11 protein-coding genes are annotated in these 16,505 nt (G+C 70.6%); 4 read left to right on the forward strand and 7 right to left on the reverse strand.

The window, feature by feature from the left end:
* The first annotated feature begins 41 nt into the window (after window positions 1-41).
* Window positions 42-1,022: a UDP-glucose 4-epimerase GalE gene (gene galE / locus ACGF5O_RS47065; RefSeq protein WP_393816113.1), complete on the forward strand. Its 981-nt coding sequence runs from the start codon at window positions 42-44 to the stop codon at window positions 1,020-1,022.
* Between the two features lie 435 nt (window positions 1,023-1,457).
* Here galE and ACGF5O_RS47070 read toward each other — a convergent pair whose 3' ends face one another.
* From ACGF5O_RS47070 to ACGF5O_RS47080, 3 genes are all read right to left on the reverse strand, one after another.
* Window positions 1,458-2,384: an RNA polymerase sigma-70 factor gene (locus ACGF5O_RS47070; RefSeq protein WP_393816114.1), complete on the reverse strand. Its 927-nt coding sequence runs from the start codon at window positions 2,382-2,384 to the stop codon at window positions 1,458-1,460.
* Window positions 2,385-2,428: 44 nt separating this feature from the next.
* Complete coding sequence (locus ACGF5O_RS47075; RefSeq protein WP_393816115.1) at window positions 2,429-2,806, reverse strand: DoxX family protein; 378 nt, start codon at window positions 2,804-2,806, stop codon at window positions 2,429-2,431.
* Window positions 2,807-2,885: 79 nt separating this feature from the next.
* A complete protein-coding gene (locus ACGF5O_RS47080; RefSeq protein WP_362586094.1) occupies window positions 2,886-3,524 on the reverse strand; it encodes a TetR/AcrR family transcriptional regulator in 639 nt (212 codons plus the stop codon).
* A gap of 390 nt (window positions 3,525-3,914) precedes the next feature.
* On the opposite strand from ACGF5O_RS47080, the gene ACGF5O_RS47085 reads away from it, so the two are divergent.
* Together ACGF5O_RS47085 and ACGF5O_RS47090 are read left to right on the forward strand one after the other, a co-directional pair.
* Window positions 3,915-4,832, forward strand: coding sequence for an ABC transporter permease (locus ACGF5O_RS47085; RefSeq protein ID WP_393816116.1), 918 nt, complete (start codon window positions 3,915-3,917; stop codon window positions 4,830-4,832).
* A gap of 37 nt (window positions 4,833-4,869) precedes the next feature.
* Complete coding sequence (locus ACGF5O_RS47090) at window positions 4,870-5,769, forward strand: ABC transporter ATP-binding protein (protein WP_393816136.1); 900 nt, start codon at window positions 4,870-4,872, stop codon at window positions 5,767-5,769.
* A 75-nt stretch (window positions 5,770-5,844) separates the two neighbouring features.
* Here the strand turns inward: ACGF5O_RS47090 and ACGF5O_RS47095 are convergent, their stop codons facing one another.
* From ACGF5O_RS47095 to ACGF5O_RS47105, 3 genes are all read right to left on the reverse strand, one after another.
* The gene (locus ACGF5O_RS47095; RefSeq protein WP_393816117.1) at window positions 5,845-10,782 is read right to left on the reverse strand and encodes an NAD-glutamate dehydrogenase; all 4,938 of its coding nucleotides are present in this window, start codon (window positions 10,780-10,782) and stop codon (window positions 5,845-5,847) included.
* Window positions 10,783-11,395: 613 nt separating this feature from the next.
* Window positions 11,396-12,061, reverse strand: coding sequence for an HAD family hydrolase (locus ACGF5O_RS47100; RefSeq protein WP_393816118.1), 666 nt, complete (start codon window positions 12,059-12,061; stop codon window positions 11,396-11,398).
* A 101-nt stretch (window positions 12,062-12,162) separates the two neighbouring features.
* The gene (locus tag ACGF5O_RS47105) at window positions 12,163-12,678 is read right to left on the reverse strand and encodes a DUF6912 family protein (RefSeq protein ID WP_393816119.1); all 516 of its coding nucleotides are present in this window, start codon (window positions 12,676-12,678) and stop codon (window positions 12,163-12,165) included.
* Window positions 12,679-13,031: 353 nt separating this feature from the next.
* Between ACGF5O_RS47105 and ACGF5O_RS47110 the strand changes: the two genes are divergently transcribed.
* Window positions 13,032-13,502 carry an Rv3235 family protein gene (locus ACGF5O_RS47110; RefSeq protein WP_393816120.1) on the forward strand — a complete coding sequence of 157 codons (471 nt, stop codon included), beginning with the start codon at window positions 13,032-13,034 and terminating at the stop codon, window positions 13,500-13,502.
* Window positions 13,503-13,612: 110 nt separating this feature from the next.
* Here ACGF5O_RS47110 and secA read toward each other — a convergent pair whose 3' ends face one another.
* Window positions 13,613-16,456 (reverse strand): preprotein translocase subunit SecA, encoded by a 2,844-nt coding sequence (gene secA, locus ACGF5O_RS47115; protein ID WP_393816121.1) that lies wholly within the window; start codon window positions 16,454-16,456, stop codon window positions 13,613-13,615.
* Window positions 16,457-16,505 lie beyond the last annotated feature (49 nt).

Genomic DNA, 16,505 nt, shown 5'->3' on the forward strand with positions numbered 1-16,505 from the left:
GGCCAACACCACGGGCCAACTCACGGAGGGGACGGCCACACATGACCTGGCTGATCACCGGCGGCGCCGGCTACATCGGGGCGCATGTCGTACGCGCGATGGCGGAGGCGGGCGAGCGGACGGTGGTGTACGACGACCTGTCCACCGGCATCGCCGAGCGCCTGCCGGAGGACGTGCCGCTGGTGACGGGCTCCACGCTGGACGGTGAGAGGGTCGCGCGCGTCCTGGCCGAGCACGAGGTGACCGGGGTCGTGCACCTGGCCGCGAAGAAGCAGGTCGGGGAGTCGGTGGACCGCCCGCTGCACTACTACCACGAGAACGTCGAAGGCCTGCGCGTCCTGCTCCGGGCCGTGACGGAGGCTCAGGTCCCGTCCTTCGTCTTCTCCTCCTCCGCGGCGGTCTACGGCATGCCGGACGTCGACCTGGTGACGGAGGAGACGCCGTGCGTGCCGATGTCGCCGTACGGCGAGACGAAGCTGGCGGGCGAGTGGCTGGTCCGCGCGACGGGCCGGGCCACCGGTCTGTCCACCGCCTCGCTCCGCTACTTCAACGTGGCCGGCGCGGCCCGCCCCGAACTCGCCGACGTCGGCGTCTACAACCTCGTCCCGATGGTCTTCGAGAAGCTCACGGAGCGCGCGGCGCCGCGCATCTTCGGCGACGACTACGCGACCCCGGACGGCACCTGCGTCCGCGACTACATCCACGTGGTCGACCTCGCCGAGGCCCACGTGGCCGCGGCCCGCGCCCTCCAGGCCGAGCCGGGCCGTGCGCTCACCCTCAACATCGGGCGCGGCGAGGGCGTCTCGGTCCGCGAGATGATCGACCGCATCAACGCCGTCACCGGCTACGACCTCCCCCCTGCCGTCGCCCCCCGCCGCCCCGGCGACCCGGCCCGCGTCGTCGCCTCCGCCGACCGCATCACCACCGAACTCGGCTGGAAGGCCAAACACGACGTCCAGGACATGATCACCTCGGCCTGGGACGGCTGGGTACGCCTCCACCCGGAAGCGGCCCGGGACTGACACACCGACCGAACCCGGCGACCGTCCGCGCAAGACCACCGGTCCGGCCGCCGGGCACGACACGACCAACGGCACGACCAACGGCCCGACCACCGCCCGCACCACACCACAGCCCCGCCCACCGACCGCGCGAAACCACCGCCCCAACCACCCGGGCACGCGACGCCACAACCCCAGCCACCAAGCACGCGAGACCACCGCCCCGACCACCGACCGCGCGAAACCACCGCCCCGACCACCCGGGCACGCGACGCCACAACCCCAGCCATCAAGCGCGCGAAACCACCGACCCGCCCACCGACCGCGCGAAACCACCGCCCCGACCACCCGGGCACGCGACGCCACAACCCCAGCCACCGGCCACGCGAGACCACCGCCCCAATCACCCGGGCACGCGAGACCACCGAGCCGACCACCCGGGCACGTGAGGCACTGTCACTCTGTGGGTCTGCGGGCCTGTTTGATCTCCTCGGCGATGGCCCAGGCGTCCGCCACCGGGCCCACGTGGCCGAGTTTGTCGGGGTTGAGGACCAGGCGGATGGCCTGGACGCGGCCGTCGAGGATGTCGAGGGAGAAGGTCTGGAGGACCCTGCCGTGCCGGTCGCGGAAGATCGCGCCGGGCTGGCCGTTGACCTCGTGCTGCTCGCAGGTGACGTCGATCCGGAACAGCAGCGGGACGACGGCGGCGAGGAGGCGGGCCACGTTCTGGGCGCCCAGCACCGCGCGGGCCAGCTGCGGGGCCTTGCCGCCGGCGTCGCCGACCAGCGACACGTCGGCGGCGAGCAGGTCCCGCAGGCCGGCCAGTTCACCTTCGTGGAGGGCCTCGAAGAAGCGTGCGGCCAGCTCGTCGCGTTCCCTGCGGTCCGCCTCGAAGCGGGGGCGGCCCTCGGCCATGTGGCGCCGGGCCCGGACGGCCAGCTGGCGGCAGGCGGCCTCCGAGCGGCCGACCGCCGACGCGACCTCGGGGAAGCCGAAGTCGAACACCTCGCGCAGGACGAAGACCGCACGCTCCAGCGGGCTGAGCCGCTCCAGGAGCAGCAGGGCCGCCATCGACACCGAGTCGGCCAGCTCCGCCGACCGCACCGGATCCTCGTAGGGGTCGGCGAGCAGCGGCTCGGGGAACCACGGGCCGACGTACTCCTCGCGCCGGACCCGGGCCGAGCGCAGCACGTCGATCGAGATCCGGGTCACCGCCGCCGACAGGAACGCCTTCGGCGACCTGATCTCGGTCGGTGAGCCGGCGAAGCGCAGCCAGGCCTCCTGGACGGCGTCCTCGGCCTCGCCGACGCTGCCCAGCAGCCGGTACGCGATCGAGAACAGCAGCGGCCGCAGCTCCTGGAACTCCTCGGCCCTGTCCTTCATGTCCACTCCCCCATGCCCGATGTGCCCCATGTCCCGGTGCCCCGTCAGAAGGCGCCCGGGCCGAACCGGCCCACCGCGACGACCAGCGCCAGGGCCAGGTAGAACAGGTTCAGCGCCACGAACGCCCGCTCGCCGCGCCGGCCATGGGTGATCATCGCGCCGATCATCAGCAGGATCCAGGCGGTGGCGGTCACCGGCACCACTACCGGCGCGATGCCGGAGACGGCGGGCAGGACCAGGCCCGCCGCGGCCAGGAGTTCGAGGACGCCGAGCGTCCGCACGAAACCGTCACCGACGTCACCGGTCCAGCCGCCACCGTGCGCCGCGGCCAGCTTCTCCCGCGGCACGAACGTCTTGCTGATCCCGCCGGCCAGCGCCACCGCCGCGAGCAGCCCGGCGGTGATCCAGAGCGCGAGGTTCATCGTCCACTCCCTGATCGAGGATGTCTGTGCCCTCTACGACGAGACGGCCGCCGCGCCTGTGACATCCACGTCCGAGTGGTTACAGCGCCTTGAGGGCCTCCGTGGTCCCGCGGGCCAGCGCCGCCAGGTACCCCTTCGGCAGCTTCGGGGTGCGGATCACCACCGAGCGCCAGTACAGCGGCCCGGAGATCAGGTCCATGGCCAGGTCGTCGTCGAGGCCCTCGGCGAGCTCACCGCGTCGCTGCGCCGCCTCGATGATCTTGCTGGCGACGCCCTCCTGGCCCTCGCGCAGCGTCTTCTGCATGGCCTCGGCGATGTCGGGGTTGCGCGCGGCCTCGGCCTGCAGGTCCGGGATGATCTGCGAGGCGACCGGATGGCGCAGCGCACGGGACGTGACCTCGTACAGCAGCCGCAGGTCGCCCTCGAGGGAGCCGGTGTCGGGCACCGGCAGGCCCATCACGGCGAGGGCCGAGACGACGTCGAGGACCAGGTGCAGCTTGGAGCGCCAGCGGCGGTAGACGGCGGTCTTGCCGACGCCGGCCCGGCGCGCGATGCCCTCGATGGACATCCGGGCATACCCGACCGCCGCGAGCTCCTCGAAGACGGCGGCCCGGATGGCCTCGGTCACGTCCTCGCGGAGGACGGCCGCCCCGGCGGGGGCTCGTCGGCGCGGACGCGTCTGGGACTCCTCGGCGTTCGTCGTCATGTCTCCCAGCATAGGGGCGTAACGACGAAACGGTTGCGTTCCGACGACTCACCGACACCGAGCCGCCACCCGAACGCCGCAACCCGGTCGCGGCACGGTCGCCACGCGGTCACGACACGGTCGCGCTGAACACGCCCCAGCTCATCGCCGTACCGAACACGTGACCGCAACACACCACAACGAATCGGTCGCGCCCCGACCTCGAAAGTGTTACGGCACACATCCTTCCGTGACGACGAAACGGTTGCGTTCCGACGCCAACTCGGCCTACGCTCCCGTTGCGACGATACGGTCCCGTCCCGACGTAAGAAAACGTGAAGAGAAGCGTAAGCGAACGCCGGATGTACGGGCCCGGCCCCCGCCGGACGCCGCACCCCCACCCTCCGAGTGAAAGCAGCGGATGTGACCCAGGTTCTCCACACACCGCCCCCGGCCCCGGTCACGGCCGAGGACGACCTCGCGGCACTCGCCGCCCGGCACGGTCTCTCGGTCAGCGGCGCCCGCCCCTCCCTGCCCCAGTACGTCCGCCAGCTGTGGGCCCGACGGCACTTCATCGTCGCCTTCGCCACCGCCAAGCTCACCGCCCAGTACGCCCAGGCGAAGCTCGGCCAGGTCTGGCAGATCATGACCCCGCTGCTGAACGCCGCGGTGTACTACTTCATCTTCGGCATCCTGCTGGGCACCAAGAAGGGCGTACCGGACTACATCCCCTTCCTGGTCACGGGCGTGTTCATCTGGACGTTCACGTCGAGCTCGATCATGACCGGCACCCGCGCGATCGCCGGCAACCTCGGTCTCGTGCGCGCCCTGCACTTCCCGCGGGCCGCGCTGCCCATCTCCTTCTGTCTCCAGCAGCTCCAGCAGCTGCTGTTCTCCATGTGCGCCCTGGTCGTCATCCTGCTCTGCTTCGGCGTGCCGGTGGCCGCCTCCTGGCTGCTGGCGATCCCGGCACTGATCCTGCAGTTCACCTTCAACACCGGCATGTCGCTGATCATGGCCCGATGGGGCGCCAAGACCCCTGACATCTCCCAGCTGATGCCGTTCGTGCTCCGCACCTGGATGTACATCTCCGGCGTCATGTGGAACATCGACAAGCTGACCAAGAACCACCACGGTCTGCCGGACTGGGTCAACCCGGTGCTCAAGGCCAACCCGGCCGCCGTCTACATCGACCTGATGCGCTACTCCCTGATCGACAGCTTCCACGCCAGCCAGCTGCCGGCCCACGTGTGGATCATCGCGACCGGCTGGGCCCTGGTCGTCGGCGTCGGCGGGTTCATCTACTTCTGGAAGGCTGAGGAGACGTACGGCCGTGGCTGAGAACGTGAACGACACCCCCGTGAACGACACCCCCGGCATGGACGAGACCCCCGTCGACCGTGAGCCCCGCATCGTGAGCGACATCCCCACCGTCGTCTGCGACGGCGTCGACATCGTCTACCGGGTCAACGGCACCGGCGCCGGACGCGGCTCCGCCACCGCCGCCCTCAACCGCATGCTGCGCGGCAAGAAGAGGGCCGAGAACGCGGCGGGCGTCCGCAAGGTGCACGCGGTCAAGAACGTCTCCTTCGTCGCCTACAAGGGCGAGGCGATCGGCCTGATCGGCACCAACGGCTCCGGCAAGTCGACCCTGCTCAAGGCGGTCGCCGGCCTGCTCCCGGTGGAGAACGGCGCCATCTACACCGACGGCCAGCCCTCCCTCCTCGGCGTCAACGCGGCCCTGATGGGCGACCTGACCGGCGAGAAGAACGTCTACCTCGGCGGACTCGCCATGGGCATGTCCCGCGAGGAGATCAAGGAGCGCTACCAGGACATCGTCGACTTCTCCGGCATCAACGAGAAGGGCGACTTCATCACCCTGCCGATGCGCACCTACTCCTCCGGCATGGGCGCCCGGCTCCGCTTCTCCATCGCCGCCGCCAAGGACCACGACGTCCTCCTCATCGACGAGGCCCTGGCCACCGGTGACGCGTCCTTCCGCATGCGGTCCGAGGAGCGCATCCGCGAACTGCGCCAGCACGCGGGCACGGTCTTCCTGGTCAGCCACAACAACAAGTCCATCCGCGACACCTGCGAGCGGGTGCTGTGGCTGGAGCGCGGCGTGCTGCGCATGGACGGCCCGACCGAGGACGTCCTCGCCGAGTACGAGGCCTTCACCGGCGACAAGTCCGACAAGACGAAGGCGAAGCCCAAGCCGAAGCCGAAGGCCACGCCCCCGGCGCAGGCCGGCGCCCCGAAGGTCGCCCAGCCTTCCTGACGCGGTCTTTCGGCAGTAGAGAAGAAGAGGCGCCCCGGACCGTTACCGGTCCGGGGCGCCTCTTCTGTCGTACGGCTACGAGTGCGTGCGCAGCAGCGTCCGCATCGTCCGCATGGCCACCGAGAGGTTGGCCAGGTCGAAGGAGTCCGAGCTGCGGATCTCCTCCAGGGTGGTGCGGGCCCGGCCCAGGATCGCGGTGTTCTTCTGCTCCCACGCCTGGTAGCGCTGCTCGGGCGTCGACGTGCCGTTGCCCGCGGCGAGCACGTCGGCGGTGAGCATCGCGTGGGCCGCGTACAGGTCCTCGCGGATGGAGGCGCGGGCCATCGACTGCCAGCGGTCGGCCCGCGGGAGCTCGATGATGCGGTCCATCAGCTGGGTGACGCCGAGCCGGTCGGCGAGGTCGTAGTAGACCTCGGCGACGTCCAGCGGCTCCTTGCCCGTGCGGTCGGCCACCGAGACGATGTCCAGCGCCGGGAAGGCGGAGGAGAAGCCGGCCACGCGGGTCGCGACCTCGGCCGGCACGCCGGCGCCGGACAGCTCGTCGTACACGTGCTGGTACCACTCCAGGTCGGCGCCGCGCAGCAGCTTCGGCAGCTGCTGCCAGACCTGCTCGACCCGCTCGGAGAAGAAGTCGACGGTCTCCAGGAGCTGGAGCGGCTGCGGCCGGTTGTTCAGCAGCCAGCGGGTGCCGCGCTCCACCAGGCGGCGCGAGTGCAGCCGGATCCGGGTCAGGACGGCCGCGTCGACCTTGTTGTCCAGCTCCTCGACCGCGTCCCACACCGGGGCCGAGCGGAAGATCGCACGGGCCGCGGTCTGCGCCCGGACGATCTCCTCCAGGGAGGCCCCGGTCTCCTCGCGCAGCCGGTGCAGGTAGGTCGTGCCACCGGTGTTGACGGTGTCGTTGACCAGGACCGTGGTGGTGATCTCGCGGCGCAGCGGGTGGGTGGCGAGCGCGGCGGCGAACCGCTCGCGCAGGGCCGTCGGGAAGTACGCGTGCAGCAGGCTGCTCAGGTACGGGTCGTCCGGCAGCGAGGTGGCCAGCAGCTCGTCGGCGACCGTGATCTTCGTGTACGCCAGCAGGACGGCCGTCTCCGGGCCGGTCAGGCCCTGGCCAGTGCCGATGCGCTCACGGATCTGCCGGTCGGTGGGCAGGAACTCCAGCGCCCGGTCGAGGTGGCCCTCCCTGACCAGGTGGCGCAGGAAGCGCTGCTGGGCGTGGAGCATGTCCCCGGACTGGGCGAGCGCGTTGGCGATCGCCACGTTCTGCGCGTAGTTGTTGCGCAGCACCAGGGCGCCGACCTCGTCGGTCATCTCGGCGAGCAGCTTGTTGCGCTGCTTGACCGTCATGTCGCCGTCCGCGACCACGCCGTTGAGCAGGATCTTGATGTTCACCTCGTGGTCGGAGGTGTCCACGCCGGCGCTGTTGTCGATGGCGTCGGTGTTGATCTTGCCGCCCTGGCGGGCGAACTCGATCCGGCCCAGCTGGGTCAGGCCCAGGTTGCCGCCCTCGCCGACGACCTTGACGCGCAGGTCGGCGCCGTCGACGCGGATGGCGTCGTTGGCCTTGTCGCCGACGTCCGCGTTGGACTCGGTCGACGCCTTGACGTAGGTGCCGATGCCGCCGTTCCACAGCAGGTCGACCGGTGCCCCGAGGATCGCCTTCATCAGGTCGGCCGGGGTCAGCTTGGCGACCTTCTCCTCGATGCCGAGGACCTCGCGGATGTGGCCGTTGACCGGGATGGCCTTGGCGCTGCGCGGGAAGATCCCGCCGCCCTGCGAGAGCAGGTCGGTGTTGTAGTCGCCCCAGCTGGAGCGGGGCAGGTCGAACAGGCGGCGGCGCTCGGCGTAGGAGGTGGCCGCGTCCGGGTTCGGGTCGATGAAGATGTGCCGGTGGTCGAAGGCGGCGACCAGGCGGATGTGCTCGCTGAGCAGCATGCCGTTGCCGAACACGTCACCGGACATGTCCCCGATGCCGACGACCGTGAAGTCCTCGGTCTGGGTGTCGACGCCCAGCTCCCGGAAGTGCCGCTTCACGGACTCCCAGGCGCCGCGGGCGGTGATGCCCATGCCCTTGTGGTCGTAGCCCGCGGAGCCGCCGGAGGCGAAGGCGTCGCCGAGCCAGAAGTTGTAGCTGCCGGCGACCTCGTTGGCGATGTCGGAGAACGTCGCCGTGCCCTTGTCGGCCGCGACCACCAGGTAGGTGTCGTCCTCGTCGTGCCGGACCACGTCCAGCGGGGGCACGACGTCGCCGGCCACCATGTTGTCGGTGATGTCGAGCAGCGCCGAGATGAACGTCTTGTAGCTGGCGATGCCCTCGGCGAGCCACGCGTCCCGGTCCACGCCCGGGTCGGGCAGCTGCTTGGCGACGAAGCCGCCCTTGGCGCCGACCGGCACGATGACGGTGTTCTTCACCATCTGCGCCTTGACCAGGCCGAGGATCTCGGTACGGAAGTCCTCACGCCGGTCGGACCAGCGCAGACCGCCGCGCGCGACCTTGCCGAAGCGCAGGTGCACGCCTTCGACCCGCGGCGAGTACACCCAGATCTCGAACGCCGGGCGGGGCGCCGGGAGGTCCGGGATGGCCTGCGGGTCGAACTTCATGGAGACGTAGGAGTGCGGCTTGCCCTCGGCCGTCTCCTGGAAGAAGTTGGTGCGCAGCGTCGCCTTGATGACGGTCAGGAAGGAACGCAGGATGCGGTCCTCGTCGAGACTCGCCACCTGGTCGAGGGCGGCGTCCAGCTCCTCCAGGAGCGCGTCGGTGATCTCCAGACCGGCCTTCTGCCGGTCCGGCGACATCCGCGCCTCGAACAGGGAGACGAGCAGCCGGGTGGTGTGGACGTTGTTGCGGAGGGTGGTCTCCATGTAGTCCTGGCTGAACGTGGAACCGGCCTGCCGCAGGTACTTCGCGTACGCCCGCAGCACCATCGCCTGCCGCCAGGTCAGCCCGGCGCTCAGTACCAGCGCGTTGAAGCCGTCGTTCTCCGCGAGACCGGTCCAGGTCGCCGCGAACGCGTCCTGGAAACGCTCCCGGCCGTCGTCGCCGAGGTAGTCGCCGTTGCCGCCGCCGGACACCTTCGGCATGCGCAGCCCGAAGTCGTAGATCCACGCGGTCGTCCGGTCCGAGCAGCGCAGTTCGTACGGCCGCTCGTCGATCACCTCGACGCCCAGCCGGTTCAGCACCGGCAGCACGGCCGACAGGGAGATCGCCGCACCCTTGCGGTAGATCTTGAAGCGGCGCTCGCCGGGAGCGGCGCCCACCGGCTCGTAGAGGCTGAGCGCGAAGTCGTTGCCCGGCTCGTCGGTGAGGCGCTCCAGGTGGACCAGGTCGGCGACCGCCGCGCGCGGGGTGTGGTCGGCCTTGTAGCCCTCGGGGAAGGAGTTGGTGTAGCGGCGCTGCAGCTCGGCCGCGCGCTCCTCGCCGCACTCGGCGTTGAGCGCCTCGGCGAACGCGTCGGCCCAGGAGCGGGCCGCCTCCACCAGGCGGGCCTCGATGCGGTCCTTGTCGGCGTCGGACAGCTCGGGCAGCTCGGTGCCCTGCGGGACGCGCACGACGAAGTGCAGCCGGGAGAGGATCGACTCGGTGTTCCAGGCCGTGAAGTCGACGCTGATGCCGCCGAGCTCCTCCTTCAGGATGTCGATGATCCGCAGCCGGACGCCGGTGGTGTAGCGGTCGCGCGGGAGGTAGACGAGGGCCGAGTAGTAGCGGCCGTACTCGTCCTGGCGCAGGTACAGCCGCAGCCGGCGGCGCTCCTGGAGGTAGAGCACGCTCGTGACGATCGACTCCAGCTCCGGGACCGGGGTCTGGAACATGTCGTCGCGCGGGTAGGTCTCCATGATCTGCATCAGGTCGCGGCCGTCGTGGCTGTTGGGCGAGAAGCCCGCCCGCTCCAGCACGGCGTCGACCTTGCGGCGGATCACCGGCACCCGGCGCACCGACTCGGTGTAGGCGGCGGACGAGAACAGGCCGAGGAAGCGCCGCTCGCCCACCACGTTGCCGTCCGCGTCGAACTTCTTGACGCCGACGTAGTCCAGGTACGACGGCCGGTGCACGGTCGCCCGGCTGTTCGCCTTGGTCAGGACGAGGAGCTTGTGCTCACGGGCCTTGGCGCGCGCGTCGGCCGGGAGCCGCTCGAAGGAGGGGCTGACCGGGTGGCCCTCCTCGCCGGAGTGCTGCGGGTCGGAGCGCAGGATGCCCAGGCCGGTGCCGGGTACGGCGGCCAGCGAGTCGTCGTCGCGCAGCTGGTACTCGCGGAAGCCGAGGAAGGTGAAGTGGTCGTCGGCCAGCCAGCGCAGCAGCTCGCGGGCCTCCTCGACCTCGGGGCGCGGCAGGTCGGCGGGGACCGGCTCCTCGCCGAGCTCCTCGGCGACGCGGACGGCCGCCTCCCGCATCTTCTCCCAGTCCTCGACGGCCTCACGGACGTCGGAGAGCACGCGCAGCAGGTCGGCGGTGATCTGCTTGAGGTCGGAGCGGTCGGTCTCGCGGTCGATCTCGACGTGGATCCAGGACTCGGTGTACGCGTCGTGCGGCAGTTCCTCGCCCACGGCCGGGGTGGGCAGCACCTCGATCAGCTTGCCCGTGAGATCGCGGCGGACGGCGATCTGCGGGTGGATGACGACGTGGATCCCGCGGCCCTGCCGGGTCAGCTCGTTGGTGACCGAGTCCACGAGGAAGGGCATGTCGTCGGTGACGACCTCCACCACCGTGTGGGTGCAGGTCCAGCCGTTCTCCTCGACGCTCGGGGTGTGCACCCGGACGTTCGCGGTGCCCTGCGGGCGGGTCTCGGCGAGACGGTAGTGCGAGACGGCCGCGCCGAAGACGTCGACCGGGTCGCGGTCGGCCAGGTCCTCCGGTGCGGTGTGCAGGTAGTAGCGCTGGAGGAACGCGAAGACGGACTCCCGGTCCGCCTCTCCCGTCGTCCCAGTCGGTAGGTGCCCCCCGGCCGGGCTGTTCTCAGCTACCCGGGCGGCCCGATCGAGCAGCTCGGCCTTGGCTTCGTCCAGCTTGGTCTGCATTGTCCTCTGGCTCCTGTCGCGCGCCATTGCGTGACGTAGAAGGAAGTACGGGCTCTTCCCCCTGCGGCTCGACGCCACGGCCGGGTTCTCCGGTCTGCTCCGACGCTATGCCGCAAGGTGAGACGAGCGGGGGGTATTGAGCCATATTTGAGCTGCTCGGCAGGTGTGATGCTGCTCTCGGCAGCGCTCCTGCCTGGGCCGCCTTCGGCGCCCTCCGCCCGGGAAGACCAGCGACCGCCACCCGGTCACGGAGGTGTTCCGTGCTCACCGGGCGCAGGGCAGGGGCACCGATGCCCCCGCGAACTATCGCGCTGATCACGCCACCAAGGCTATCGCTCCCGACCGGGGGGCCGTCATGAGCCGTATGTGTACAAAACAGGGGGTGGAACTTTGACGTTCTGCACAGGGCGCCGCGCGGGCTTGGCCGACATAGGGGTGGGGGTGGCCGAAAACGGACGGTGCCGGTGCGGGTGCTACCCAGCTGCGGGCAGGCGTGCCGCAGGGCGGCACGGGTGGGCGCGGCGGCACCCGGCAAGCGCCGGTGAGCGTCCCCACCCCCCGGCCCCAGCCCACCGGCACCGGCACCGGCACCGGCACCGGCACCGGCACCGGCTCACGCCACCAACCGCTCCGCCTCCTCCACCGCCTCCGCCAGCGAGTCCACGACCGGCACCCCGACCTCCTCCAGACTCGCCCTCCCGTGCGACCCCCCGGTGTACAGCACCGCCCGCGCCCCCGCCGCCCGCGCCGCCACCGCGTCGTCCGCCGCGTCCCCGATCACCACGGTCCGCCCCGGGGCCACGTCCTCCAGCCGCCGCAGATGCCGCACCATGTGCTCGGCCTTGCTGCCCCCGGACGGCCCGACCCGCCCCTCCACCCGCACGAAGTGCGGCTCGATCCCGAACCCCCGCACCAGCGGGACCAGTTCGTCATGCACGTACATGCTCAGCAGCGACTGGCTGCGCCCCGCCGAACGCCACCCGGCCAGCAGCTCGGCCGCCCCCTCGGTCAGCGCGCACCTGGCGCGGTGCTCGGCGTAGTACCGGTGGAAGATCACGTCCATGACCTCCCACTCGGCGTCCGTCGGCAGCCGCCCCATCAGCCGCTCGTAGAACTTCGGCACCGGCACGCAGTACAGCGCCCGGTACTGCTCCAGCGTGATCGGCGCCAGGCCCAGCTCGGCCGAAGCCGCGTTGGTCGCCCCGATGATCGCGTCGTTGTCGTGGAACAGCGTCCCGTTCCAGTCCCAGACAATGTGTGCGCTTTCGTGCTTCCCCATGCCAAAAACGCTACCCGCCGCCACTGACAATCAAGACCGCCGGTACATCACCCCAGGTCACAGGCGCCCGTCGGCTCCTGTCACCCCTTGTCGGCCCCGCTTCAGCCGTCGGTCCCCACCAGGTTCGGGATCTCCTGCGTGGCGTACCAGAGCAGTTCGTGGTCCTCGGCCCCGTCCACGACGAACTGCGCGTCGTCGTCCCCGCCGTCCGCCGCCTCCAGGGCGACGGCCGCCGCCGTCACGTCCTGCTCCGCGTCGTCGGAGTCGACGTGCACCGCGGCCGCCTTGGCCAGCGCCACCGTCCCGGCCACCCGGACCTCGCCCAGCGCCGCCGGGTCGAGCCCGCGGTCGGGGTCGGCCGCCGCCGTACCGTCGGGCACGTCGACGGCGACCACGACCCGGCGCCGCATCGCGCCCGGGTCGGCGGCCAGCAGCCGCAGGGAGGCCAGCGCGGCCCGGTTGAGCGCGGCGTACTCCAGTTCCTCTATGTCGTCGGAGAGGTACCACTCGCGCAGCGCGGGCGTGACGGCGTAGGCGACGAAGGGACCGGTCCCCAGCTCGCCCGTCCTGTGCGCCTCGGCGAGCCCGGGGAGGGTCAGGGGGACGTACACGCGCATGGCTGGGCCGCTCTCTTCCGGACTCGTCGACTCTGCCGTCGACCGTCGACTCTGCTTCGGCATTCGCCCGCGGAAGGCCTGGCGCCTTCCGGAGGGCCTTCAGGATACGTGCGGGCGTCCCCTTTCGGGTCCCGGGAGGTGACGCCGGAGGCGTCCACCCGACGCCCCGCGATTCACCCCCTACGGCCGCGCGCCCAACGGGTTTCCGGCACCCCGGACCACTCGGATAGGTGAACATTCCGGGACCCCGACACGGACCGCCATCGCCTTGCTGCCGCCGTCTCCGTCCGTACAAGATCCGTAACCGAAAGTTACCGCCCGGTATCCGCCGGGCCCACCGAACGGGGACCACCGTGAACAAGGTCATGACCAGGACCGTCCAGCTCCGCCCGGCCGGCCGCCCGCCCGGCCGCCGCGACTCCCGCCGCCCGGGCGCCCCCGCCTCCCGTCGGCCGCTCACGCCTCCGGCGGCCCCGCCGGGCCCGCGCCCCACCGACCTCTTCGCGGAGCGTCTGCTGGCCGTCCTGAGCGGTCGCCGCCCGGTCCACTGGATGCTCCGGCATACCGCGGGACACGCCTACGACGACCTGGCCCGGCTCGCCGAACGCGGCCCCCTGCGCACCCGCGGCAGCGACCCCGTCGTCCGCGACATCGGCTACTACGTTCCGAGCGCCGGCGCTCTGGAGGTCTTCGCCCGCATCGCCGCGGGCGACCGGCTGCGCGCGCTGGCCTTCCGCCTGGAACAGGGCGCGGACCTGCGCTGGCGCTGCACGGCGGTGGAGATGGGCGGCCCCCGCGGCCCACGCGCACCGCACGATGCCTGACGGTCGCGGCCCGGCGGGTCCGGGCCGCGCGCCGCGACCGCCCCAAGCCGAAGGGCCGGCCCCCCTCTCCAGGGTGACCGGCCCTTGCGAAGCGCTCGTCGGCGCCGGGGTTACTTCCTGCGGCCCCGGCGGCTCTTCGCCTGCTTGCGGCGCTCGGCGCGGGTCAGGCCGTCGGCCTCGGAGCGGGCCGGCTCATCCTCGTCGTAGTCGAAGTCGCCCTCGACGAGGCCGCCCTCGCCGTCCACCGTGGCCGCCGAGAAGTGCATGCCCCGGCGCTGCGGCGCCTCGAGACCCTTCGCGCGGATCTCGGGACGGGAACCCGCCTGGGCCGGCACCGCGTCCTGGACGCCCTCCGCGGTCTCGGTCTCCTCGACCGGGACCTCCTCGACCTGCTGCTCGACCTGGACTTCCAGGTTGAACAGGTAGCCGACGGACTCCTCCTTGATGCCGTCCATCATGGCGGTGAACATGTCGAAGCCCTCGCGCTGGTACTCGACCAGCGGGTCCTTCTGGGCCATCGCGCGCAGGCCGATGCCCTCCTGGAGGTAGTCCATCTCGTAGAGGTGCTCGCGCCACTTGCGGTCCAGGACCGACAGCACGACCCGGCGCTCCAGCTCACGCATGATCTCGGAGCCGAGCTGCGTCTCGCGCGACTCGTACTGCTCGTGGATGTCGTCCTTGATGGACTCGGAGATGTACTCGGCGGTCAGGCCCGCGCGGTCGCCGGCCGCCTCCTCCAGCTCGTCGACGGTGACCTTGACCGGGTAGAGCTGCTTGAAGGCGCCCCACAGGCGGTCGAGGTCCCAGTCCTCCGGGAAGCCCTCGGCGGTCTCCGCGCCGACGTACGCGTCGATCGTGTCGTCCATGAAGTGCTGGATCTGCTCCTGCAGGTCCTCGCCCTCCAGGACGCGGCGGCGCTCGCCGTAGATGACCTCGCGCTGGCGGTTGAGCACCTCGTCGTACTTCAGGACGTTCTTACGCGTCTCGAAGTTCTGCTGCTCGACCTGCGACTGCGCGGACGCGATCGCGCGGGTGACCATCTTGTTCTCGATCGGCACGTCGTCCGGCACGTTCGCCATGGACATCACGCGCTCGACCATCTGGGCCTTGAACAGGCGCATCAGGTCGTCGCCGAGGGAGAGGTAGAAGCGGGACTCACCGGGGTCGCCCTGACGGCCGGAACGGCCGCGCAGCTGGTTGTCGATCCGGCGCGACTCGTGCCGCTCGGTACCGAGGACGTAGAGCCCGCCGAGGTCCTTGACCTCCTCGAACTCCGCCTTGACCGCCTGCTCGGCCTTCTCCAGGGCGGCGGGCAGCGCCTGCGCCCACTCCTCGATGTGCTCCTCGGGGTCGAGGCCGCGCTGGCGCAGCTCCGCCTCGGCGAGGTCCTCGGGGTTGCCGCCGAGCTTGATGTCCGTACCACGGCCGGCCATGTTGGTGGCCACCGTGACGGCGCCCTTGCGGCCGGCCTGGGCGACGATCGAGGCCTCGCGCTCGTGGTGCTTGGCGTTGAGCACCTCGTGCTGGATGCCGCGCTTGGAGAGCTGCTGCGAGAGGTACTCCGACTTCTCGACGGAGGTCGTGCCGACCAGGATCGGCTGGCCCTTCTCGTGCTTCTCCGCGATGTCGTCGACGACCGCCTCGAACTTGGCGATCTCGGTGCGGTAGATCAGGTCCGACTGGTCCTTGCGGACCATCGGCCGGTTCGTCGGGATCGGGACCACGCCGAGCTTGTAGATCTGGTGGAACTCGGCGGCCTCGGTCATGGCCGTACCGGTCATGCCGGACAGGCCGGGCTGTTCCTTGCCGTTGTGGTCGTGGCGCTTGTAGAGGCGGAAGAAGTTCTGCAGGGTGATCGTGGCGAGCGTCTGGTTCTCGTCCTTGATGTCCACCCCTTCCTTCGCCTCGATCGCCTGGTGCATGCCCTCGTTGTAGCGGCGGCCGGCGAGGATACGGCCGGTGTGCTCGTCGACGATCATGACTTCGCCGTCCATGACGACGTAGTCCTTGTCCTTCTTGAAGAGCTCCTTCGCCTTGATGGCGTTGTTCAGGTAGCCCACCAGAGGCGTGTTCACCGACTCGTAGAGGTTGTCGATGCCCAGCCAGTCCTCGACCTTGGAGACACCGGACTCGTGGATGGCGACGGTGCGCTTCTTCTCGTCGACGTCGTAGTCGCCGGTCTCCTCCTGGCCCTTGAGCGGGTTGCCGGCCTCGCCCTTCTTCAGGCGCAGGACCAGCTTGGCGAAGTCGCCGTACCACTTGGTGGCCTGGTCGGCCGGGCCGGAGATGATCAGCGGCGTACGTGCCTCGTCGACCAGGATGGAGTCGACCTCGTCGACGATGGCGAAGTTGTGGCCGCGCTGGACGAGCTCGTCCTGGGCCCACGCCATGTTGTCGCGGAGGTAGTCGAAACCGAACTCGTTGTTCGTCCCGTACGTGATGTCGGCCGCGTACTGCTCGCGACGCTGGGCCGGGGTCATGTTGGCGAGGATGCAGCCGACCTCGAGGCCCAGGAACTTGTGGACGCGGCCCATCATCTCGGAGTCGCGCTCGGCCAGGTAGTCGTTGACCGTGATGAGGTGGACGCCCTTGCCCGCCAGCGCGTTGAGGTACGCGGGCAGGGTGCCGACGAGGGTCTTGCCCTCACCGGTCTTCATCTCGGCCACGTAGCCCAGGTGGAGGGCCGCGCCGCCCATGATCTGCACGTCGTAGTGGCGCTGGCCGAGGGCGCGCTTGGCGGCCTCGCGGACGGTGGCGAAGGCCTCGGGGAGCAGGTCGTCGAGGCTCTCGCCGTCGGCGTAACGCTGCTTGTACTCATCGGTGAGGGCCCGCAGCTCGGCGTCGGAGAGGTCGACGAAGTCCTCTTCGATGGAGTTGACCTGGTCCGCGATGCGGTGCAGCTTGCGCAGGATCTTGCCTTCGCCTGCACGCATGATCTTCGAGAGGACGGACACGGGGGTTTGTCTCCTTGCCGGTCGGGCCTGGGACGGTCGGTTTCCATTT

This window comes from Streptomyces sp. NPDC048291 (assembly GCF_043201715.1).
Taxonomy (GTDB): Bacteria; Actinomycetota; Actinomycetes; order Streptomycetales; family Streptomycetaceae; genus Streptomyces.